The following is a 23,303-nucleotide window of genomic DNA, read 5'->3' as shown; positions in this document are numbered from 1 at the left end:
CTTATGCTTCGCTGCTGGCAGTAATACCAACAATCGTAAACGGATGATTAATAAACAAATCTTGAGCGCGCGCAGCGCCATACATTTGCTCTATTAAATGTCGCGCTTTAGACAATATAGGCGGGCGATGTTGGCGATTATGAGCATCGGTTGCAATAACCGTTACCCAGTCGTTCTCCAATATTTCATGCGCCCTCTGATAGGCAGGCGCACCAAACTCACCCGTCACAGACATGGCGGTAACTTGGAACAAACATCCCAAATTCACAAAAGGGAGAATTTTATCGAGGTTATGCACAATATCTTTATTACGTTCAGGGTGCGCAATCATGGGGATAATATTACGTGCCAACAACCACTTAACTAATTTATCACTCCCCGGCGGTATATGACTGTGCGGCAGCTCTAGTAATAAAACATCATAGCCATTCCACTTGCCTATAAACGGCAGCACATTAGTAGCAGCTAACTGTAGAACTTCAGCGCTTAACCGAACCTCACACGCCAAAGAGAGTGATAACGGAACTTGCTGCTCATCCAAAGCCTGCTTAAAAGCATCAAAGTGCGGCTGCAAACCTGCGAGTGAATTATCATAACGCCCAGGATGCAGGTGCGGAGTAAGCACCATATGGCGAATACCATCGGCAACCGCCATACGAGCAAGCTCCATTGCATCAGGCAAATTCTCTGCACCATCATCAACACCTGGTAACAGATGACAATGCAGATCAATCATGCTTTTTCGCTGCTGTAACCATAGACGTCATAGTAACCGCCGTACTCTTGCCCGTAGTACTTAGCACCCTTTTTCACATCGACCTGGTTAAGCACTACACCGATGATTGGTGCATTTACTTCGCGCAGGCGCTTCAAGCCATTCTTAGCATGTTGATAAGGTGTAGAATCAGATTTTACAACATAAATCATTGCACCAACCAATGGCGCTAGCACCATTGCATCACTAACCGCTTGAGATGGCGCAGTATCAATAATGATTCGATCATACTTTGTATTCAACATCGCCAACACATCAGCAAAACGCTTAGAAGAAAGTAACTCAGAAGGATTCGGAGGAATAACCCCTGCACAAATCACATCAATATTGCCTTCTTCGTAGCGCTGTATACACTCATCAACCGTAGCAGTACCGGCCACTAAATTAGACAATCCAGATGCAGCACGATCCAGCCCAAGCCCTTTAGCAACAGAAGGACGGCGCAAGTCTGCATCAATCAATAATACCTTTTCCATCTGCCCAGTAGAAAACGCCAAACCAAGCGCTAACGACGTTTTACCTTCACCCGGCACAGAAGAGGTTATAGATACAATTTTATGCGGATTATCGAGTGCAGATAAAATCAGACCGGTACGAATAGTACGTAATGACTCAGCATAAGCAGACTGAGGGTCATCAATAAACTGACCATAGCTCTGGTTAGGCGTTTTCTTCTTTTTAGGTAACAGCGGCAGTAAACCCAGCATAACAACGCCCAGCTTACTCTCAACTTCAGAAGCACTTTTAACGGTGTTATTAAGCGCCTGCAACACAAACGCAAACATTACTCCAAACATAGCACTTACAACAAAAGCCAATGCAACAATGAGCTTTTTCTTAGGTTTAGCAGGGCGCAATGGAACAACTGCTGGGTCAGAAACCCGCGCATTAGCTGTTTTAAGATCACCCGTGGCAGAGGTCTCATTAAAGCGAGTTAAAAAAGTATTAAAAACAGTACGCTTAGTTTCAACATCCTGCTGATACTCACTTAACTTATACTCTTTACGGCTAAGGCTTTGAATATTGCCTTTAGTACCCTTCAACGCAGCCTTTAATGAGTTTTCATTAGCGACAGCTACCTTGTAGTTTGTTTCTATGCCGTTTACGACAGACAATATTTGTCCATGAAGAGCCGACCTAGCATTGGCTAATTCTGAGTTAACGGCCTGCATAGTAGGGTGCTTAGCGCCATATCGTTTTGCTAACTCAGAGCGCTTCAATTCAACACGTGCATACGACTCTTTCATACGCTGCACCAAAGGGTGCTGCAATACTGTTGGCACCAACTCCAACCGAGAAGGGTTCTTTTTACCAATTGTACGCACCTGGCGATATAAACTTTCTGCTTCTAACCGATCGCGGCGTGCATCAACCAATTTGCCAGCAACCAACTCAAGCTCTTGGCCAGCAATATTTAAGCCGCCTTTCTCACCAACAATTTGCTCTTTCTCACGGTAGTTCTGCAAACGCTGCTCAGCTTTAGTCAACTCAGCACGAAGCCCTTCAAGCTGACCACTCAACCAAGACGAAGCCTTTAGCGTTAGCTGCAGCTTTGCATCAAGATTACTCTCGATATAACTCTCGCCTACCGCATTAGCAATTTGTGTTGCCAATACAGCATCAGAAGATTCGTAAGTGAGTTTTACAAGCTGCGTTTTTCTCAGTGGTGAAACTGTCAAACCACCCATAAACTGATCAACGACACTGCGAAACTTAGTCTCTGGTGTTTCTTCAACCACAGGCCCTGCAGGCAACTCAAATGGTAGCCAGTTACGCCAGTTAAAATCAAAAGGCAGTAACGACTCTTTTGGCTGATTAAAAACAGCGTGATTGACTAGATCTAGCTTATTAACAACTTTTTCAGCTAAATTGCGCGACTTTAAAATTTCAAACTGCGTGGTGAAATATTCTGAATTTCCACCATCAAGCCCATACACTTCTTCAATAGAAACAATATTGGCCTGCTGCGATTCAATCAATAAGGTTGCTGTTGCTCGATAGATTGGCGTTAGCGATGCCACCACTAACGCAGCTAGCAAGGTCACAATAAAAGAAAAGCCAATAATGCCCCACTTGTGGCGCATTATCGTTTGCCAGTATTGTCGTAAATCGATCACATCTTCTTGCAGCATGCGGTCTATCGCTCCCTGCTCTTTCTGAATATCCATGTTGTGTTTCATACTCTTAAATAAGCAGGGGTTAAAAAAAACTTTCTTCGATAGTGATCACATCACCAGGGGTGACTCGTGCGTTCAACTTAACTTTTTCGGGCTTAACATCGATTAGGCTTTTTTCATGGGAAAGGTAAAACTTGCTAGAGGATGCTCTCTCTGTAAAGCCACCAGCCAATGATACTGCGCGCTGTAATGTTAAACCTGGTTGATACGGATAAGCACCGGGGCTTTTTACAGCACCATTAATATAAAACTCACGATACTCAAGAACAGCAACACTCACACTTGGGTTAACCAAATAGCCATCTCTTAACTTAGTAGCCAACATGTCACCCAAAGCACCCGTCGTTAAGCCTTTGACACGTAACTCGCCTAGAAAAGGGTATGAGATTGTTCCTGCATCGCTCATCCGCACTTCAACGCTAAGATCATCTTCACCAAACACCTTAATGCCTAGTAAGTCTCCTGAGCCCAAACGATAATCGGATAAACCTTCAGAACGCGAATCTTCTACAACCTCAGAAACACTGGCGGAAAACGATAACTGACTGAATGTAAACAGACACAAAAAAACGCAAAAACGATGCCACATTTTAACTATTACCTCTAATCAGTTCAGACAAGAAAAACCACCACACTAACATTATAAAGAGCCTTGAATTGTCATGAATACACTATTGTTATCATAATCAAATGCAGACTGATTTGAGTCGCGCTCCACATGTTCAACATCAAACCCTAAGGCCAACCAACGACTAACATCGTAAGAAACACCCGCAGAAAAACTACTGGTATCATCTTCACGGTTGCTTAAGTCATATTCTTCATTAGCAAAACCATAAGCCAATTCAGTTTTCATACGACCATTCCACGCATGATCCCATGTTAAGTTTACAAAACGAGTATCGATAAAACTGTCATCACCCGTTGATTCTTCCAACTCCTGCCCGGTACGAAAGGCAAATGTAGAATAGGTACGTAGCGCCCAGCTCACCTCGGCATCCCATGTGAATGAGCCTTTATCGTCACGGCCTGAATCTGAAAATTGCTTGTGCGCATAACCCGCTTTAACCACACCGGTGGTTTTAGCTGTCGCATCCCACTTTGCCCCAACAAGATATTTCCACTCACTACTATCCAAACTAGACACGCTGGGCATCTCGTTGTGGTAATCAACACCTGTTCTGCGTGCTTCAAGCAGCAATAAGGTTTTTGGCATAACTCGATAGTAAAAGGTCAAACCGGTATGCAACGTATTGCGATCATGCTTACGTGTTAGGCTCCTAAAATTACTATGCTCGCGTACGGCATAAGAAAGCTTGCCAACAATGCGCCCTTGCGCGCCACTGGCACCGTATGTATAGGTTGCACCCACTCTTTTCTCATCCAACTCAACCGGGCCGCTATTAACAGTGGCATTTGCGCCTTCAGTTAAGCCGGTACCTCTTGCTTCATGCGCTTTAACGTAAGCCGCTAGCAAATCGAGTTTATTTCGCACATCAAAAATAAGGCGAGCATCACCCTGAAGTTGCACATCTGTGTAACTATCATCATGGCTACTATGATAAACACCGCGCTTTATATCTGCGGTCAATTTATAAGCATTGGCGCCATCTTCAGCAATAAATTGCACGGTTGGGTTGATAACCGTAACAGCAGAGCTTTTTTCATTTGTAGACGTGAGGAAAATATTATCATCATGACCTGCTTTAACCGTCAGCGCAGGAATCATGGAAACAGGCCCTAAAGAGATAGATGCAGGCTCGATAGCATGAGCCAACATGGGAGAAACCACAGCCGAGGTAAACAGTGCCATCGTGGCCAGCCGCGGCATGTACGTCTTCTTAAACTCCATGAAAGATAACTCCTATTATCTCTATGACTCCATAATGACAATCCAGTCATTTTTCATTCTGACAGCGCCACCTGTTTTTACTTTAAAACTGTCACTAAAAGGCAACAAAAAGTACAACTGTATTGCACTGCAAAATTTTTACGATTTTATCTGTTATCACAAATAATTAATAGCCCTATACCGCCAGCTCCACCTAATAAAAGTGTTGGCAGAATGCGCTCGTAGATAATACTTCAGAGAGTATTAAGGAAAGGTTTTTTGTCGCTTAAGCCATGTTAGAATGCAGCCATTATTTATAATTGATTGATAATGGGAGCAAATGGATGTCAGCACTAACCAAAATCGTCATACCTGTCGCAGGATTGGGCACACGAGTATTACCTGCAAGCAAAGCCATTCCTAAAGAGATGTTAACCGTTGTTGATAAACCGGTTATTCAACACGTCGTTGAAGAAGCTATCAAGGCGGGCTTTAAACAGATAATTTTGGTTACACGTAGCGGTAAATCTTCCATTGAGGATCATTTTGATAAGCATTATGAATTAGAAGCTGAGCTTGCTCGCAAAGGTAAAGACGCATTACTAAAAGCGGTGCGCGATATACTCCCCACGGATGTATCTATTTGTGCAGTGCGCCAAAATCAACCTCTTGGGCTAGGACATGCCGTTTTATGTGCAGCACCGGCGGTCGGTAATGATGATTTTGCAGTCATGCTCCCTGATATGCTTATTCATGGCACACAACCAGAGCAGTGCGATTTAACTGAGATGGTTGCCGACTACCACAGCAGCGGCGCAGCCCAGATTATGGTTGAAGCGGTTCCTTTAGAGCATGTAGAACGTTACGGTGTTGTTGACTGTGCAGGCAAACCATTAGCGCCTGGGCAAAGCCAACCTATCGTTGGCATGGTAGAAAAACCCCCACAAGCACAAGCGCCTTCTAACCAAGCCATTGTTGGGCGCTACATTCTCCCGGCCAGAGTGATGGAGTTATTAAAAGACACCAAACCGGGTGCTGGCGGTGAAATACAGCTAACCGATGCGCTTGACCAGTTAATCAAAGAAGCACCCATTAATGCTTACAGCATGCGCGGTAAAACATACGATTGCGGTAATAAGCTAGGCTTTTTACAAGCCAATGTTATTTTTGGTTTACATCACAGCGAAACCGCTAATGATTTTAAGGATTTTATAAAAGGCTTAATCTAACGGTCTAGTTTCTTCCTGTATTACAGCCCGCTAATACCTTTTGCTAGCGGGTTTTCATACTACTCATCGGAGATGGAATTTTGAGCGTAAAAGAATTACCCGCCTGGAAAGCACTCGAACAACACGCTGGCACAATGCGAACCACGCATCTACGCGATCTTTTTTTACAAGACACACCTATAGATGCCCTTACAGATACGCCTAAAACCAACAACAGATTTGACACATTCAGCGTATCTAATGAAAGCCTATTACTCGATTTTTCTAAGCAACGTATTACGCAAACAACGCTTTCGCTTTTAAAAAACTTATCAAAAGACTGCCAACTAGACAGCTGGAAAGAGCGACTGTTCTCAGGCGACACGATTAATACATCTGAAAACCGCCCAGCATTACACACAGCGCTTCGTCTTCCGTATAACAGCCAGTTATCGATCAACAACCACAACGTTGTGACTGATATTCAAGCAAACCTGGCACATATGAGCAGCATGGTCGCCCGCATACACGCTGGGCAATGGCGAGGCTATTCAGGCCTGCCCATTGATACCATCGTTAACATTGGTGTTGGCGGCTCAGACCTAGGCCCTCTGATGGCTTGCAAAGCATTAAGCGATTCACAACCGCCCGCTGGCCAGCAGCTCAAATTGCACTTTGTATCATCGATGGATGGTAGCCAGATAGCTAACCTACTGGACCAACTATCACCAACGACAACTCTATTTATTATTTCGTCTAAATCGTTCACCACTATCGATACCCTGTCCAACGCTAATACCGCACGACAGTGGTTAAAGTCAGCCAGTGGCGTTAAAGACGAGCTGCTGAACCGCCGACACTTTATTGGTATTTCGGCTAGCCTAGAAAAAATGAGCCAATGGGGCATCCCCGAAAAAAGCCAACTTAATTTTTGGGATTGGACCGGAGGACGTTACTCTTTATGGTCTGCTATTGGACTACCTATTGCGTTACGCATTGGAATGACCGGCTTTAAAGAGATGCTCCGTGGTGCACACGCTATGGATGAGCACTTCAAAAATGCACCTTTTGAAGAGAACCTCCCCGTACAACTAGGCATGATCGGTATTTGGAATATTAACTTTCTAAACATTCATGCCCACGCCATCCTCCCTTACGATGGTCGATTAAGCCACTTACCTGCCTACCTCGAACAGCTTGAGATGGAAAGTAACGGAAAAAGTGCTAATCGCCAGGGCAGCAGCATTGATTACCATACCTGCCCTATTCTTTGGGGTGAAATTGGCCCTAATGCCCAACACGCGTTTTATCAGTTACTCCACCAAGGCACCGAGTCAGTGATGTGTGACTTTATTACATCTGCCAGGCGCTATGATGGTTTTGAAAATAGCGAGCTTCAACAGCAGCACCAATTATCACTGGCTAACTGCCTTGCGCAATCTCGCCTTCTTGCACTGGGAGACTCTGCAATTGAAGGCAACGATACTGCCCCCATCCACAAACGCTACCGCGGTAATCAGCCTAGCACTACCGTTTTGATCAACGAGTTAACCCCATACTCGTTTGGCCAACTCATTGCCTTATACGAGCACAAAGTATTTGTACAATCCGTTATCTGGGAAGTGAACCCGTTTGACCAGTGGGGTGTAGAGCTGGGTAAAAAAATGGCGACCGAACTCCTCAAACCATTACTAAATGAAGATACGCCAGCCATATTTGATAGCTCAACAACAGGCCTGCTTAACAGTATTCTTTCGCTGCAAGCTCAAGACAAGGAATCTAAACAATGAAAATCGTTATCTGGGGGCTCGAACTAACCGCTTGGGCAACAGCAGGTATGCTGGCGCAGTCGGGTAATGATGTTTTTATTGTTAATGATACTCAAATTACTGACCCTGTAACATTAATGGGGAGCAGCATCAGTAATGAGCCCGGCCTAAAAGACCTGATTAATCAGCAGTTTGACAAAAATAACCTACAGTTTATCCAAAGTAGCTCAGCGGCTTTACTTTCTACGCATTTCATCAGCATGAATCCCGCTGAGTTTGAGCATGCCCAAAATACAGTTTCACAGATAGCCAAACAAGGTTTAGAGAAAGTACTGATCATCAACCAAAGCCATTTTGGTGTGGGCTACACTGACAAATTACAGAAGATCCTCGATATCGAAAAAGACCAAGCAGTGGTCTATCTAGCAGAGAATATTTCAGAAGGGGAAGCACTTAAAAACATACGTAAACCAACCTCCCTTACATTAGGCAGCACCAACGAGTGGGCTAGCATGATGACCCGCTCATTATTGCGGCCTTTTAGTAGCCAGCTTGAACAACTATTAGTAATGACACCTAAAGAAGCTGAGTTTGCCAAACTATCTATCACTGGCATGCTGGCATTACGTATTGGCTACATTAATGAACTCGCCAACCTAGCAGAACAACTGGATGTTGATATCGAAGTGATCAAGCAGAGCCTCGGTGCCGACCCTCGTATAGGACATCATTACCTCGCACCGGGCTGCGGTTTTGGCGGTAATACTTTTTCTCAGACGATTAAAGGATTGGCTAACCTGCTCTCTGAAAAGCGCCAGTCACAGCTACTAGATACCGTACTACAAGAAAATGAAAAGCAGAAAGAGCAGCCGTTTCGCAAATTATGGCGACATTATGAATGCGACATCCATAATCTTAATATAGCGATTTGGGGCGTATCATTTAAACCGGGTTCTGCAGCGCTTGATAGCGCGCCCAGCTTAAAGATAATCAGCGCGTTAACTGCGCAACAGGCCAATGTACACATACATGACCCGGAAGCACTAGAGAATATCGAAAAGCTTTACGGGGGGCATCCACAAGTGCATACATATCGGGATAAGTACGAAGCACTCAACAATGCAGATGCTCTGCTGTTACTGACTGAGTGGCCAGAGTATGCATCACCTGATTGTGAAGAGATGAAAGAGCGAATGCTCACACCGCTTATTATCGATGGCCGCAACCTCTTCAGTAAAGAACTACTAGAAAGCCTCGGTTTTACTTATTACGGAATCGGACGCTAGCGCGAAAGGAGATAACAAATAACAAAGCAATAGCTACGCCAGCAAGGTTCGCGTAGCTATCGCCCATGCTATAAACACGCAATGGCCGCCATGCCCCCTGAAGATATTCCAATAGTGGTGCCAACCCAAACAAGACGGGCCAAAAATAGAACCAACTTACCGATCTAAACGCGAGCCATGCCGTAAGCGATAAACCTAAAAAACCACATACATGCCCAATTTTATCTGAGCCATGGAATAACTGTGGAGGCGGTACGGGCCTAAAAATCCCATAAGCCACGCCAGCGGCACACAACAAAAAAACAGCCCAGCGAAACCAAGCCGAAGTAAAAAACTGACTATTCATTAAAACCATACTGCATAACAAGATTACTCATGCGGAACCCAGACTTTTGCATCGGGTACAATCGCTTGCAACTTTTTAACCAATGCCGCTTTAGCCTCTTCATCACCATGCACAACACGCACTTCATTAGGTTTTTTGTAAATACGTTTAACAAAATTAACTAAGTTAGCTTGGTCTGCATGTGCGGAGTAGCCACTAATCGTAAAAATACCGGCACGGATATCGATCCGCTCATTATCCAAAAACACATAACCGCCGCGTGGCCCATAGGTTTGAATATCACGCCCGGGAGTTCCCTTCGCCTGATAACCAACACACAACACTTCAGTGCGTGAGTCAGGCAACAGCGCCTTAAGGTGATTTTGTATACGACCACCGGCACACATACCGCTAGCTGCGATAACAATGGACGGGCGTCCTGAATCTTTAAGATGCTGCACCAGTTTCATATGTTGCTGATGGCTATCAATGGTTGTTAACTGATCAAAAGACAATGGATGGCGATTATCGGCTAATTTCTTCTGAGCTTCGCCATCCCACAAATGCTTAAGATCCCGATAATGCGCCGTGAATTTTGCCGCTAAAGGAGAATCAACAATAACATCGATGGTTTCCCAAGGGCTTTGCGTTTCTGTTTTCTCTTTATTCTTAGCGTTACTGCGCTTAGTAACACGATAAATAATCTCTTCTATTTCATATAGAAGCTCTTGAGTACGGCCGATACTAAAGGCGGGAATAAGCACCGTACCGCGATCTTTTAAGCAACGCTCAATAACTGACTTTAATAGCTGACGTCGGTTTTTTCGGCCTTCATGGAGTTTGTCACCATAAGTGCTTTCGATAACGACAATATCCGCTTTATACGGCGACTTAGGGGCCGGTAATAACGGAGAATAAGGCGCACCTAAATCACCCGAAAATAAAACCCGCTCACCTTGTGCGTCAAACTCAACATAGGCAGAGCCCATAATATGGCCGGCAACACGAAAGCGCCCACGTGTTTTAGGCAAGCCTTCTACATTAAACCACTCATCATAAGGGATAGGCGTTAGCAACTGCCGCAAACGCTGCAATACTTTATTGATTAAGTTTTTGTCCCGAGAGACACCAACCTTGATGGCATCCTCAATAACCAATGGCAACAAATGAGCGGTGGCTTGGGTAGCATAAATAGGCCCATTAAAACCTGCCGCCAATAAAAACGGAATGCGCCCTACATGATCAATATGACAATGCGTAACAACGAGCGCCTTAATATTATCAAGCGGAAAATCAATCTGCTTTTCGCCTAGTTCTCGGCCTGCAGATTCTGCCCCTTGAAACATACCGCAATCAACCAGCAATGCTTCGCCACTAGATAACGTCATTTGATGGCACGACCCAGTGACTCCTTGTACTGCGCCGTGATGCTGAATAGATACCATAAAACCTCCCTGTTACAACCACCAAAGGCGGTAAGCTAAAAACATGGATTAAGCTTTGTAGCCACTAGGGTTAGATGACTGCCAGCGCCAATGATCTTCTACCATCTGCTCTATCCCAAACTCAGCACGCCAATCCAGTTTATCCGCACTATAGGCAGGGTCGGCGTAACAAGTAGCGATATCACCGGCACGACGCCCCGCTATCAAATAAGGAACGCTACGGCCACTGGCTTTCTCGAATGCGCTAACAACCTGCAGCACAGAATAACCATTACCGGTTCCTAGGTTATAAACCTGGCAGCCATGTGTGAAAGAGCCTTCCGCGTCTGTTTTAGAAAGCGCAGCTAACGCCTTTAAATGCCCCGCGGCTAAATCCAAAACATGGATATAGTCACGTACACCCGTACCATCAACAGTAGGGTAATCACCACCAAATACATTGAGCTGCTCTAGCTTACCAATCGCTACTTGCGCAACATAAGGCATCAAATTATTGGGAATACCGTTTGGGTCTTCGCCAATCAAACCACTGGCATGCGCACCCACAGGGTTAAAATAACGAAGAATAGAGATCTGCCATTCAGGATCTGCCAACGCAATATCCCGAAGTACATTCTCGATCATCAACTTAGACTGCCCATAAGGGTTGGTTGCTGATAGTGGAAAATCTTCACGGATAGGAACAGAGGCAGGGTCACCATAAACCGTCGCTGAAGAGCTAAACACAATACGCTTACAGTTATGCTGAGCCATCGCTTCAAATAAATTAACAGAGCCCGCCACATTATTTTGGTAATACATAACAGGCTTAGCGACAGACTCACCAACAGCCTTTAGGCCTGCAAAATGAATGACAGCATCAATACTGTAATCAGTAAATACTTGATTCAGCACTGCTTTATCGAGAATATCTCCTTCAACAAACACCGGGCGCTTACCTGTGATTGTCTCAATGCGATTAAACACTTCAGGATCACTATTACAAAGATTATCCAGCACCACTACATCAAAGCCAGCTTCCAGTAATAAAATATCCGTATGGCTACCGATATAACCGGCTCCGCCTGTTACTAAAACAGCCATGAAAAACCCCTTATTTACTCATTACTCATTCGGTTAATATGTATTATGTAATTAGACTTTTACGCGCCCGTAACGGTCTTCAAAACGTACGATATCGTCTTCGCCTAAGTAAGCACCAGACTGCACTTCGATTAATTCCAAGTTAACTTTACCTGGGTTCTCTAACGCATGAACTGCAGTAATGGGTATGTAAACCGATTGGTTCTCGGTTACGTAGCGTTCGACATCGTCTACTGTTACTTTGGCGGTACCCGAAACAACAATCCAATGCTCGGCACGATGATGATGCATCTGCACCGACAACTTAGCGCCTGGCTTAACAGTGATACGTTTAACTTGGTAACGCTCACCTGTATCAATAGAGTCGTACTTACCCCACGGGCGATACACCTCACGGTGCTGAAAATGCTCTGAGCGGCCGCCGTCTTTAATCTCGGCTACAATCGCTTTTACATTCTGAATCTTATCTTTGTGTGCAACTAACAAAGCATCTTTGGTATCAACAATAATGAGGTCATCAATACCCAAAGTAGTGATCAAACGATCATCAGACATCACTAAAGAGCCGCGCGTATCGTGTGCAATCACATCACCCGACAGCACATTATTTTGCTCATCTTTAGGTTTTATATCCCATAGCGCAGACCAGCTACCCACATCACTCCAACCGGCATCCAATGGCACAACAGCCACAGAATCACCACCATCAACCGCACTTAATGGCTCCATTACAGCATAATCAATAGACTCATCTGGGCATGCTTTAAACGCATCAGCATCTACACGAATAAAATCAAAGTCAGCGACGGTGGTTTTCATAGCCGCTTGGCAGGCCGAAAGAATATCGGGGCGAAACTGACCTAGCTCTTCTAAATAGCGATCGGCACGGAACATAAACATGCCACTGTTCCAGTAATACTCACCTGATTCGACATATTGCACAGCGGTTTTCATATCAGGTTTTTCGACAAAACCCTCAACCTGAAAACCACCGGCTTGCGAATAGCTACCTCGCTTAATATAACCGTAGCCCGTTTCTGGTTGCGTTGGCACAATCCCAAAAGTAACAAACTTACCAGCAATAGCCAGAGGCTCGGCTAATGCAACCGCATCACGAAATGCATTCTCGTTTTCAATAACATGGTCAGCAGCCAATACTAACAATGGCTCTGCACCCTTACCTTTAGCAACAGCATCCAAGGCAGCCAAAGCAATAGCAGGAGCCGTATTACGCCCAACAGGCTCCAAAAAGACAGAACACGCCTGTGAAATCTGGCGCATTTGCTCTGCAGCCAAAAAGCGATGCTCTTCGTTGCAGATTACATTAACGGTATCGACTTTCTTTAAGCGTTTGACCGTTTCTTGCAACATGGTTAAATCAGAATTTAACGGTAAAAACTGCTTTGGATATTGAGTACGAGACAGTGGCCACAAGCGTGTACCAGAACCACCAGAGAGAATGATAGGGATCATTAGAAAATCCTAAATAAATCGAATTGAATCGTTTAAACGTTATTATGCTTAGTATCTTTCAAAAACCCTAACTTAGCCTGAACAAGTAACCAAGCAAACTGGGAATTAGTCACTAAGTAACGTTTCCACATACGCCTTGGCTCTTGAATAACGCGATACAACCATTCTAGCCCATAATTTTGCATCCATACGGGCGCCCTGCTCACCTTACCGGCAACCACATCAAAGGTACCGCCTACACCCATTACAAAATCAACCCCGAGCTCATCTTTCCAACGGTTGATAAAATTCTCTTTCTTAGGAGATGTGATCGCTACAAATAATAAACGTGCACCAGAAGCTTTAATTTGCTCAACCACCGCCTGCTCATCATCCCAAAAATAACCGTGATGTGTACCTGCAATAGTAAGTTGAGGATGCTGAGCCTGCATCACTTCGCCGGTTTTGGTGACAACATCTTCTTTTGCACCTAAATAAAACACCGGAAAATCTTCGCGCTCAGCCATAGCATTGAGTTCGGCAAAAAGATCAACGCCCGATACACGCTCGCCAACTTTGTGGCCTAAAAAACGAGCGCCCCAAACAACGCCCATACCATCAATATTAATGATATCGCATTCAGTGACAGACTTTGCGAGTTCAGCGTCTTTACGCATATTAACGAGCTTTGCAACATTAACGACTACATGCTGAGTGAACTGCTGGCTTGATATTCTGTCAGAAATCGCACTAACCGTATCCGACATGCTGCCGGAATCCATAGGGCTACCCAGAAAATTAATACGATTCATTACGCTTAGCCTGCATTTGATTAAAATATGAAAAAGAATAATAAACCCATGCTTGAGTCCATCGTGTGTAGTTAATCTTATTTACAAAGCGCTTTGTTTTTTGATACACAAATCGCTTTTTATCAGAAAGATAAAGCTCATTAATAGACCAGTTAATAACCTTTTCTGCTAGATCAAAATCTTCTTGAGTACCTCCCACTTTTAATAGCGTGATAACAGCTTGGGCAACAGAGTGCATATCAAGCGGGTAGCGGTTGTTGTTGTAATATTTAGCCGTGCCATCTTCATCAAAGAAATGGGTTTTGTAATACGTTAACCCTTTTTCGATGGATTCATCGAACTCAGTAACATCAAGTGTTTTACGAATCAGATCAAGCGCTTCGAGGTTATACCCCGTATGGAAGCCATCTATAAACTGGTGATGATGGCGCGCGCCATACACCCACGATCCATCTTCTGATTGCTCACTAGCAGATTGGCGTGCAACCTTTAAAGCCATATCACAATAAAGCGTGTTTTGAGTGTAACGGCCAACAACACTCACCCAAGCAGCAGCCCAAAGGCTAGCGTTATGAACAAAGGCCGATTCACCTGGAATATAAGCAAAGAAAGATCGACCGTCTGCTTCGGTGTAAAGCGTGTTAACGATAAAATTAGCGGAGTCTAACGCAGGTTCGCGAAACTTTTCTGCCTCACCTGAGCCTTGCTGCTCAAGGATATTCGCTAAGGCAAACAGAGCTTGAGACACATAAATAGTAGTAATAACGTTTGGCTTACCTTGTGGCACATAGAAAGCACGTGCCTTCCAATCAAAATGGTAGCCCCAACAAGCATGCTGCCACTTATCCTGATCACATTTCTGAGTCAGCAGCCAATCAGCAAGAGTGGTGGCTTCTTTCAGATAAGTCGTATCAGATGTTCGCTTATAATCTTCGATCAAACCAAGAATGAATAAGCCGATACCTTTAGGATTTCTCTTTTTAGGAACACCCAATAACGGACGAAGGTTAAGGGGCGATTGCTTAAATAATTGAATATAAGCAAGACCAAGAAAAGTATTTTTAAAAGAAGGAATAAAGTTAAACAATATACTATTTAAACCATCGAACGGATCATGACCTTTATAGCTACATGATTTTGAAAATATTAAAATTTTTGAATTAACGTCAATAAGATTCATAATATAGAACCCGTAATTAGATATATGTCCTTATCAACTGTTTTCAAAACTTTTCCCGGTATTCCTCCCACAACAGAATTACTAGGCACATCATGAATAACTACTGAATTAGCACCAATAATACAGTTATCGCCAATAGTAATATTTCCAAGTATTCTCGATCCTGCAGCAATATAAACATTGTTGCCAATTTTAGGGGCTCCATTACATAACTTTCTTCCAATAGTTATCCCTTGCCCAATTGCAACATTCTCACCTATTACTGCATTTTTATGGATAACGACACCAATTCCACCATACATAAACCTAGAACCTTTACCAATCGAACAACTAGCTGGGACAACGGAATTGAAAACAAAAAAAGTAAAATATTTTATAATCAAAGGAAGTAATGGTATATTTTTTTTATAAAAGAAATTTGCCAGACGGTAAAAAACAATTGCATTCATAAAACATCCTCATAAACAGCTATCAATTTATTTGTAACTTTATCAGAAAGAAAATTATTATTAGCAAAATCACTATTGTAATTAGAAATTTTTGTTAAGTTGTCTCGTTCGAAGAAAAACTTAATAGCTGTAACTAAAGGATCAATACTTTTAACTGGAACAGTTATTCCAACGTTATCTGTCACTAAATCCTTTAATGCACCAACAGGAGTGCTAATGATAGGTAGTCCAAAGCACATAGCCTCAAGCACCGCGTTAGGCATACCTTCTGTATATGAGGGGAGACAAAAAACATCACTACACTTCAAGAGATTAGATTTGTCATCTAACTCAACAAAACCAACAAACTCAATAAACTCATTAATATTTAATTCAGAAACTTTGTTTTTTAAAACATCTAATTCACCGCCGTTCCCAGCTATAGTTAAAGAAACAGAATAACCGCTTTCATTAAGTATCTTAACTGCGGATACAAGTTCATAAATTCCTTTTTGTTTTTCTACTCTTGAAAGAAAAAGCAGTTTCAATTTATCAATACGATCAGGAAAGCATTTACTAATATTTGGCTCGTCTTGCTTAAACAAAGATTTATCAACTACTGTAGTTTGTTTAAAAATTTTACCTTTAACGCCCCAACCAGAAATTTTTTTATAAATGTGATCAGATAGAACACAAAAACCGTTACTACTTTTATAACAAAGCCTAAAATAGAACTGAAAAACAAACCCCTCAGTAACTTTATCAGACAAAGACCACCCTCGAAAAAAAACTAAACGTTTACATGAAAACACTCTTGCTATTAATAAAAATAAGCCATCACGCAAAAAGCTCTTCCAACCTAAAGAAGTATTAACATGAACCATATCTGGCCTAAAAGCGAATAGTGTTTTTATAAAAAATAAAATATCAAAAATAGATCCACGCCCTGTAGAACTACCGATAGAGAAATATTCAACATCAAGCCTATCATTCAATTTTAACAAAGGGAAAACTATTGAATAATATAGGGCAACTCCACCTTTAGCTTCTAATGAAGGCCCAACTATTAAAACTCTTTTGTTAATCACGAAACCTTCCTGAATTCTATAGTATTTTTTAATGAAAAAAGTATATTCCTGAAAAAAACACGACCTTTTATTTCAACACTTTCTTTAACAACATAAGCAATAAAAACAACAACAAAAATAGTAATTAATATAGAAAGTTCAATCATGATATATTCACTCAAAAAACCAATAAGATAGTACCCAAATAATTGATGAATAAGATACAAACTATAAGAAATACTTCCCATAAAGAGGAAAAATTTATTATTAAGAAATTTCATACGTTCATTTAAAACCAAAAAAACAATAATATCAATCAGCAATAATACAATAGTATATTTAATGGAATCATTTACATAAACAACTAATAGGCACAACAAAATAACAAACAATGAATAACGAAAACCAACTTCATTTTTATAATAGTAGAATGCAATGCCCGAAAGAAAGAATGGTGTAAATTGGAGCATAAATAGTCTATCAAAAACCTTAAATAGAGGAAAAGAGTTATAAATTTCATATGTATTATTTATAAAAGGTATTACCAAAGAAGCTAACAACCAAACAATCAAAATAAACTTAAAGTTATTTTTAGTCAGAAAAAAATAAAAAATAGAAACCCAAAAATAAAAAGTCAACTCAACTCGTAGAGTCCAATAAACTCCATCAATATCATCTATAGAAAAGAAATATTGAAACATAGTTAAATTCATCAAAAAATCTGTAAGCTCCAAATACTTACCACTCAAAATAACAACCAATGATGAAAAACACACTGCAAACCAATATGGTGGATATAATCTTGAAAATCTTGATATATAAAAATAAAATATATCTTTTGAATGATGTAAAGATACGAGAATAACAAATCCACTTATAATAAAGAATAACTGTACACCCAATCCCCCATAAGTGAATAAAGTTGTAATCGGCTCACCGCCATCTATTATATTAAAATACTGATATGTATAGTGAAATAAAACTACAAGTAAAGCAGCTATACCTCTTAGTGAATCAAACTCTATTAATCGATTCAAAATTCACCCCTTCCTTTTTCAATGTCTGCTGATACAATTCCAACGAACAAACCAAACAAAAATGTGTTTGGTGTAAAAAACTGACCCGAATAAATATTAACGCATACCATGGCGCCAAAAGAAAAAGCTATAATTTTGGCTAAATATAAATCAACTTTCAAAGACGCAAATAATAAATAAATTATAGTAAAGTAAAAATATAGTAATAGTAGTATACCTAACAAACCATAATCATGAGTTAATTGTAACCAATCTGAATGAGCTACCAAGCCTTCTGTACCAAAATAGTAAGCCGTATAGGAGACAACCGATAAGCTTCCAAAACCAAAAACAAAGTTTACAAGTTCAGAAGTAACCCAATTTTGATATAAAATCGAATAAAAAATATCTCTCTGTGTTGGGTCTTCAAAAAATCTTTGATATAACGTTTCGCGAAACCAATATACAAAGAGAATAAGGGACAGCACCAAAAAAAACAAAGATATTATATAACTTAATTTTTCTTTTATATTATTTCTTGAAAAATAATCTACTATTAAGTATAGAGCTCCCCCAACTGAGAATGATATAATAGCTCCACGTTTTAGAATCAAAAGCAGTGAAATCAAAACTATAGTTATCATTATATTTCTAATGAAAATTGATTTAGAAGAACTAACAAACAAAAGAGGAACAAGCCATATTAAGCCATAAGCTCCTACATTTTGTGATGTACGCAAATCACCAAAAAATTTAGTATACAAACTTGAAGCGCACCCTATTATAATTGATACACAAATAAGCCTGAACATAAATTCGTTATTTAAACGCCCGAACAGTCTTAATCGATAAGAACACACAGCAGCTAGCGTCCACAACATTGCTTTACTAAGCATTACTAAAGAAGTGTTAAGCGATGGAGAATAAACTGAATAAAGTAAAACAATAAAAATAAATAAATAAACAAAGCGCCCAAAAAAGAATTTATACTTAGTTAGATTAACTCCAGTAAATACTATATAGGAAGACATTGTAGCCAACATAATGATACGTAAATTCTTATTTATTCCAACTTCATACAGGTCATAAATTCTATCTGAAGGACCTAAAAAAATTATTGACATCGAAATAATAACAATAACAAATCTACTTAATAGTTTAATATTTATTATCATAGTTCATTATCGCATTGCAAAATATTGTTTATTACAAATTTAACTCGCTCATTACATAAGTTATTTGAACAAAAAGAACCGGCTTCAAACTCCCATCCTTTAGCACCCTCAATGAAACGCCCCGCTTTATTATCAACAACGCACATTTCAGATTTATATGCCATACCAAAATAAACTTGAACTTCATTTATATAAGTTTTACCTGTGGATATAAAATAATCAATTGCTACACTATACAATTTATTATCATCACTAATTCTCTTACAATCATTTAAAAGCTCTATAGGTGGCGCTGCATATTCCCATTGAGAGGACCCACTATGCAAACCATTAACAGCCAATTTTTTATAACCGAAAAAAGAATCACCGACACGCATAATACGCCATTCATCTGCACGTTCTAGGTATTCCTGAAGAAAAATATTACCCCATTCATTATCTAGTTTATGTCGATCGTTAGTTAGAAAACCTTTTCTGAAATAGCTTCTAATAAAAGAATTAAGCAATGTACGACTTTTAAATATTCTTACTCCTCTTCCACCTGAACCCGATTCGCTTTTAAACACAATAGGCAGCTTACATGTCTTTGAAAATACCAATGCAGCTTTACACGAGTTAAACATCCAAGTTTTAGGAGTTATATAGCCATGTATATTTAACCAATCTGTCATACGATGCTTACTTTCCCAAAACCATAGACCATCTAAAGAAGGAAATACCGGCACGCACATAACATCAGAAATTAATTTAAGTCTAGTATCAAATATACTTTTATCTACAGACGTAACTACAGTAGGCCAAGCTAAAATGGCATCCGGCTGATACTTCTCAATTTCATCATTCCAAGAGTTAGATGTAATATCAACAACTTTGTAATTAACGTTAAGATCCTGACATGCTAGTACATAGTAGCGATGCATAAACCACAAATCTTTCGCTATGAGAATACGAGCACCATCATTATAGATTTCTTGCTCAGGCCCAGTTTTATGCTCATACTTATCAGTTATGCGTTTAGTTCTATAATCTATATTATTTCCAAATATATTATAGAGACCGAAAACAATATTCTTAATTTTTTTATTCATAAGATAGGACCAACTTTCTTACTATTATGATCGTTTGCAATCAGCTCACCTAGCTCACAACTAGTTATAAATTCAACATCTGGCCATTTATTAACAATACTAGATAAAAACATTTCTAACTCTTTTAGTGAGTGATCTCTGTTTTCAGGTTTAATTTTACCTACATAATTTACTCGATGAGTACTGACAATCGCAGGTTGATCATTATTAAATGCTTTATTAACTTCAAAAAATGCTTGTTCATGATTAAATTTAATTCCTTTTGCTGGTTCAAAAGTACAGTTTCTTACAAGATATAACATTCCTTTATTATTACTTTGGCCTAAATAGTGATAGAGGAATTTTTTAGATTCAATATTGTCTATTATCTGAACTTTACCACCTTGAATAAATTTAATTCCACACTCTTCCCATATACTTTCTGTTTCTGATGTCCAACCAACATTTGGAGCAACAACACTAGAAGGCCTAAAACCAAATATTCTCTCAAATATCTCAAATGCAGGCTTAATTAAAGCAGCTGATGATAAAGATTTTTTCTTTAGATAGTCTTCTTTAATATATGGTGTTCTAAAAAAACTGGTCTTATTCTTACTTGTAGATACTGGTAAGCCACACATACCGAGATGAAACGTAGTTAATGTTTCATCGCAATTATTTGATAACTTATCCATCCATTCCCAAAACCTTAAATGTTCTCTACAGTGGAGTTGAGGAAAAAAAACATTCTCGTTGAAGCCTTGTTTCCAAAGTTCTACTACATTCTCACTTCCGCTTGTATTCAAGCATGTATTGATAACACTTTCATAACCGTAGTTTTTATAACCACTGTCTTTAATTATTTGAAAATCAGGATTGGCCGTTACTATATTTGCGGTAAAACATACTGGGCGATTATTAATGTCTTTATATTTATTTAAAACATTATAAAGCGCTTCTAAATCTTCATTGGTCTCTAATGAATCTAAGTTATAACATGATGATGTCATATCATAACCAAGAATCGACAATCTATCGTAAGCCTCTTTGCTTGATGTTCGAATAGCCCCCCAATCATCACTTTCAATAACAAGCAGTTTGCGTTTAGTTTTCCAGCCAAACACTTTGTTAGTAGCTATCGATTTAATAGCTTGAATTTTACGATTCATTAATCAACAACCCATCTTTAATAGTATTACAAAGTTCAATGTTTTTATTCATCGACACCTTATATTTAACAAACTTGCTTAATATAACTATTTGCTTGATTTCCATATCAGTACTTAAACCAATTTTATTCCAATTATGTAAAGCAGGATTATTTTCTTTCATTACAAAAACACAACAATTATCAGATGTATTTAAATCTAAAATTCTAGACTGATTTAATTTTTGCGCTATCGACTTCCCTCGAAACCTTGAATCAACAAATAGATTATTAAAAATCAAACATTTTTTCGGTATTGATAATCTACCTCTAGGCCCAAAACTATAAATCCCTTCGTACTGTACAGCTGCATATCCGGCAATAGTCTCATCAATAACAAACAAATATACTTTATTATTTCGTTTAATCAAATTCAGTAATCTTTTTTTAATTAACTCATCTGTAAACGCCAAATCCATTAGCCGTTTTTTTAGATATGAAAATTCTATGAAACTTTCTATATTTTCACTACGTGAATAATTTGAGTGTTCTATGAAAAATACAACTTGTTGATCTATACGTACTATTGACTTAAAAAGCAACGCAACTACTTGATGTAAAGATGTAATAATACCAAACTGTGATACTCGTTCTGTCCATTTTTTTTCATATAGTAGTTTAAGCCTATCTAATAACATAACTTTTTAACCTTTTTAATTTTGGCCGAAGTATTATTTGATACTGCTTTAATATTAACCCAGTTACACTTTTATCGAAAAAAAAGCATTTTGAATTAATAGATGTCAACTCTTTTGTCGCCCATCTCTGTTTATAGACGTAATCTCCAGCCATAAAGTTATGAGCTGTTCTACCATTTTTCATGTGCTTTTTTAAAACCATCCATGTCATCAAATCACCAAGTGAATATTTATTAAATTCAGATTTGTGACATGACTTCCATTCAAAATATACATTTTTAAAGGTATAACCAAAACGAAAAGCTACAATTTCGTTATCTACTTTTAAATAAAAGAATGTAAAACAACCACTACCATGAATACCTTTTAAAGATTCAAGTCTGCGATTATAAGCCTCATCAGAAAGATCAACACCTCTCCTTGAAACAACAATATTTCTAAACTCAGGAACTAGTTCTATATATTTATCAATACAACTTGACTCTAAAATTTCAATTTTATGAAAACTTTCTAACTTACGTAACTTTAAGTTAATGCTAGCTTTCATTTTTTTTGATAAATTACCTAAGAGGCCCTCTTCCGTTTGATCTTTAAGCCAAACAGAATAAACAGAACAATTAATCATTTTAATAAAGTTCTGCTTTTCTGTTAGATCATTTAACAAAGAGAACGAGTTCACTTGATCAATGATAATCTGATTTGCCTTAAGTGCTTTCAAACTATTGATGATAATGTTTCCAACAATAATTTTTTCATAATCATCTCTGATTATAAAATCATAAAAATCACCATAATGGGTTGGTATACTCTTAATAAATGAAATCCCAAATTTTAAACTTTTCTTAAAATAAGCAATTCCTATGAGTTCTCCATTGTCTCTGACCACCACAACATGCAGTTCAGTGGATTTTATGTTTTTCTTAATCCAAGGCATTACCCAATCTAACCGGCACTGTGGGAATACGTTTGATTCTTTCTCTAGGCCCCTTATCTCTGTCTCAAGTAACTTTGTAATTATATTTTCCGATGAAACATCATACTTTTTATTTTTTTCACTACCATTTACAGAAAATATTTTTTCATAGAGCATTTTATCTACAGAACAAATATTACTTTTTTCTGTTGTCGGTTTAATATTTTCAACATCAGATTTAAACAATTTTTCTAATTTCTTTATTTCTATAGATAATTTCTTTAATTCTAATATTTCCTCTGATGCATCCTCGCCCTTGGATTTAATCTCAGCTACTTTTTTCGAGCCAATGTTTCGCTTTTTCCTCAGCTCTTCAATATCATTCATTGATACTTTCATTTATTATTTCCGTTACAATCAAGATAAAAATAATTACTTTAGCTAAAATC

The 23,303-nt window shown here is 39.4% G+C and carries 21 protein-coding genes; 3 read left to right on the top strand and 18 right to left on the bottom strand.

Translation table 11 applies throughout. The features are described 5' to 3' along the window. Position 1 precedes the first annotated feature (1 nt). Genes G511_RS0111690 through G511_RS0111675 form a run of 4 tightly spaced genes read right to left on the bottom strand, consistent with a single transcriptional unit; the run spans position 2 to position 4,804 of the window. On the bottom strand, positions 2-736 hold the full coding sequence (locus tag G511_RS0111690; RefSeq protein WP_028469781.1) for a tyrosine-protein phosphatase: 735 nt from the start codon (positions 734-736) through the stop codon (positions 2-4). Continuing rightward, positions 733-2,943: a GumC family protein gene (locus G511_RS0111685; protein WP_028469780.1), complete on the bottom strand. Its 2,211-nt coding sequence runs from the start codon at positions 2,941-2,943 to the stop codon at positions 733-735. Before G511_RS0111685 ends, G511_RS0111690 begins: the two co-directional genes overlap by 4 nt. A gap of 31 nt (positions 2,944-2,974) precedes the next feature. Continuing rightward, complete coding sequence (locus G511_RS0111680) at positions 2,975-3,541, bottom strand: polysaccharide biosynthesis/export family protein (RefSeq protein ID WP_084629092.1); 567 nt, start codon at positions 3,539-3,541, stop codon at positions 2,975-2,977. A 51-nt stretch (positions 3,542-3,592) separates the two neighbouring features. Beyond that, positions 3,593-4,804 (bottom strand): outer membrane beta-barrel protein, encoded by a 1,212-nt coding sequence (locus G511_RS0111675; protein WP_028469778.1) that lies wholly within the window; start codon positions 4,802-4,804, stop codon positions 3,593-3,595. 323 nt (positions 4,805-5,127) lie between these two features. Here G511_RS0111675 and galU point away from each other — a divergent pair, with 323 nt between their 5' ends. The 3 genes from galU (at position 5,128) to G511_RS0111660 (ending at position 9,046) form a co-directional block, all read left to right on the top strand. Beyond that, a complete protein-coding gene (gene galU / locus G511_RS0111670; protein ID WP_028469777.1) occupies positions 5,128-6,012 on the top strand; it encodes a UTP--glucose-1-phosphate uridylyltransferase GalU in 885 nt (294 codons plus the stop codon). A gap of 80 nt (positions 6,013-6,092) precedes the next feature. Further along, positions 6,093-7,781, top strand: coding sequence for a glucose-6-phosphate isomerase (gene pgi / locus G511_RS0111665; protein ID WP_028469776.1), 1,689 nt, complete (start codon positions 6,093-6,095; stop codon positions 7,779-7,781). Continuing rightward, on the top strand, positions 7,778-9,046 hold the full coding sequence (locus G511_RS0111660) for a nucleotide sugar dehydrogenase (protein ID WP_028469775.1): 1,269 nt from the start codon (positions 7,778-7,780) through the stop codon (positions 9,044-9,046). The genes pgi and G511_RS0111660 overlap by 4 nt, the downstream gene beginning before the upstream one ends. On the opposite strand, the gene G511_RS22710 is transcribed toward G511_RS0111660, so the two are convergent. From G511_RS22710 to G511_RS0111590, 14 genes are read right to left on the bottom strand one after another with little or no spacing between them, the layout of a single operon-like run. Continuing rightward, positions 9,021-9,392: a VanZ family protein gene (locus G511_RS22710; protein WP_156905206.1), complete on the bottom strand. Its 372-nt coding sequence runs from the start codon at positions 9,390-9,392 to the stop codon at positions 9,021-9,023. The genes G511_RS0111660 and G511_RS22710 overlap by 26 nt on opposite strands. Positions 9,393-9,415: 23 nt before the next feature. Beyond that, a complete protein-coding gene (locus tag G511_RS0111650; RefSeq protein ID WP_028469774.1) occupies positions 9,416-10,816 on the bottom strand; it encodes an MBL fold metallo-hydrolase in 1,401 nt (466 codons plus the stop codon). A gap of 48 nt (positions 10,817-10,864) precedes the next feature. Then, positions 10,865-11,899, bottom strand: coding sequence for a UDP-glucose 4-epimerase GalE (galE, locus tag G511_RS0111645; protein WP_028469773.1), 1,035 nt, complete (start codon positions 11,897-11,899; stop codon positions 10,865-10,867). Between the two features lie 51 nt (positions 11,900-11,950). Then, the gene (locus G511_RS0111640) at positions 11,951-13,372 is read right to left on the bottom strand and encodes a mannose-1-phosphate guanylyltransferase/mannose-6-phosphate isomerase (protein ID WP_028469772.1); all 1,422 of its coding nucleotides are present in this window, start codon (positions 13,370-13,372) and stop codon (positions 11,951-11,953) included. Positions 13,373-13,404: 32 nt separating this feature from the next. Further along, complete coding sequence (locus G511_RS0111635) at positions 13,405-14,163, bottom strand: WecB/TagA/CpsF family glycosyltransferase (RefSeq protein WP_028469771.1); 759 nt, start codon at positions 14,161-14,163, stop codon at positions 13,405-13,407. Continuing rightward, complete coding sequence (locus G511_RS0111630) at positions 14,150-15,343, bottom strand: aspartate-semialdehyde dehydrogenase (RefSeq protein ID WP_051221948.1); 1,194 nt, start codon at positions 15,341-15,343, stop codon at positions 14,150-14,152. Before G511_RS0111630 ends, G511_RS0111635 begins: the two co-directional genes overlap by 14 nt. After that, the gene (locus G511_RS0111625) at positions 15,340-15,792 is read right to left on the bottom strand and encodes a serine O-acetyltransferase (RefSeq protein ID WP_028469769.1); all 453 of its coding nucleotides are present in this window, start codon (positions 15,790-15,792) and stop codon (positions 15,340-15,342) included. The genes G511_RS0111630 and G511_RS0111625 overlap by 4 nt, the downstream gene beginning before the upstream one ends. Beyond that, positions 15,789-16,859 carry a glycosyltransferase gene (locus tag G511_RS0111620; protein WP_028469768.1) on the bottom strand — a complete coding sequence of 357 codons (1,071 nt, stop codon included), beginning with the start codon at positions 16,857-16,859 and terminating at the stop codon, positions 15,789-15,791. The genes G511_RS0111625 and G511_RS0111620 overlap by 4 nt, the downstream gene beginning before the upstream one ends. After that, complete coding sequence (locus tag G511_RS0111615; protein WP_028469767.1) at positions 16,856-17,875, bottom strand: acyltransferase family protein; 1,020 nt, start codon at positions 17,873-17,875, stop codon at positions 16,856-16,858. Before G511_RS0111615 ends, G511_RS0111620 begins: the two co-directional genes overlap by 4 nt. Beyond that, positions 17,872-18,978 (bottom strand): hypothetical protein, encoded by a 1,107-nt coding sequence (locus tag G511_RS0111610; RefSeq protein WP_156905205.1) that lies wholly within the window; start codon positions 18,976-18,978, stop codon positions 17,872-17,874. The genes G511_RS0111615 and G511_RS0111610 overlap by 4 nt, the downstream gene beginning before the upstream one ends. A 47-nt stretch (positions 18,979-19,025) precedes the next feature. Continuing rightward, positions 19,026-20,117, bottom strand: a complete 1,092-nt coding sequence (locus G511_RS0111605; protein WP_028469765.1) for an ATP-grasp domain-containing protein — start codon at positions 20,115-20,117, stop codon at positions 19,026-19,028. Further along, positions 20,114-21,265, bottom strand: coding sequence for a hypothetical protein (locus G511_RS22705; RefSeq protein WP_051221946.1), 1,152 nt, complete (start codon positions 21,263-21,265; stop codon positions 20,114-20,116). Before G511_RS22705 ends, G511_RS0111605 begins: the two co-directional genes overlap by 4 nt. Beyond that, a complete protein-coding gene (locus G511_RS0111595; protein WP_028469764.1) occupies positions 21,255-21,941 on the bottom strand; it encodes a hypothetical protein in 687 nt (228 codons plus the stop codon). Before G511_RS0111595 ends, G511_RS22705 begins: the two co-directional genes overlap by 11 nt. After that, positions 21,928-23,253, bottom strand: a complete 1,326-nt coding sequence (locus G511_RS0111590; protein WP_028469763.1) for a GNAT family N-acetyltransferase — start codon at positions 23,251-23,253, stop codon at positions 21,928-21,930. Before G511_RS0111590 ends, G511_RS0111595 begins: the two co-directional genes overlap by 14 nt. Positions 23,254-23,303 lie beyond the last annotated feature (50 nt).

It is taken from the genome of Neptunomonas japonica DSM 18939 (assembly GCF_000422765.1).
Taxonomy (GTDB): Bacteria; Pseudomonadota; Gammaproteobacteria; order Pseudomonadales; family Balneatricaceae; genus Neptunomonas; species Neptunomonas japonica.
The sequence above is the reverse complement of the archived record's forward strand: the minus strand, read 5'-3'. Positions and strand labels throughout refer to the sequence as shown.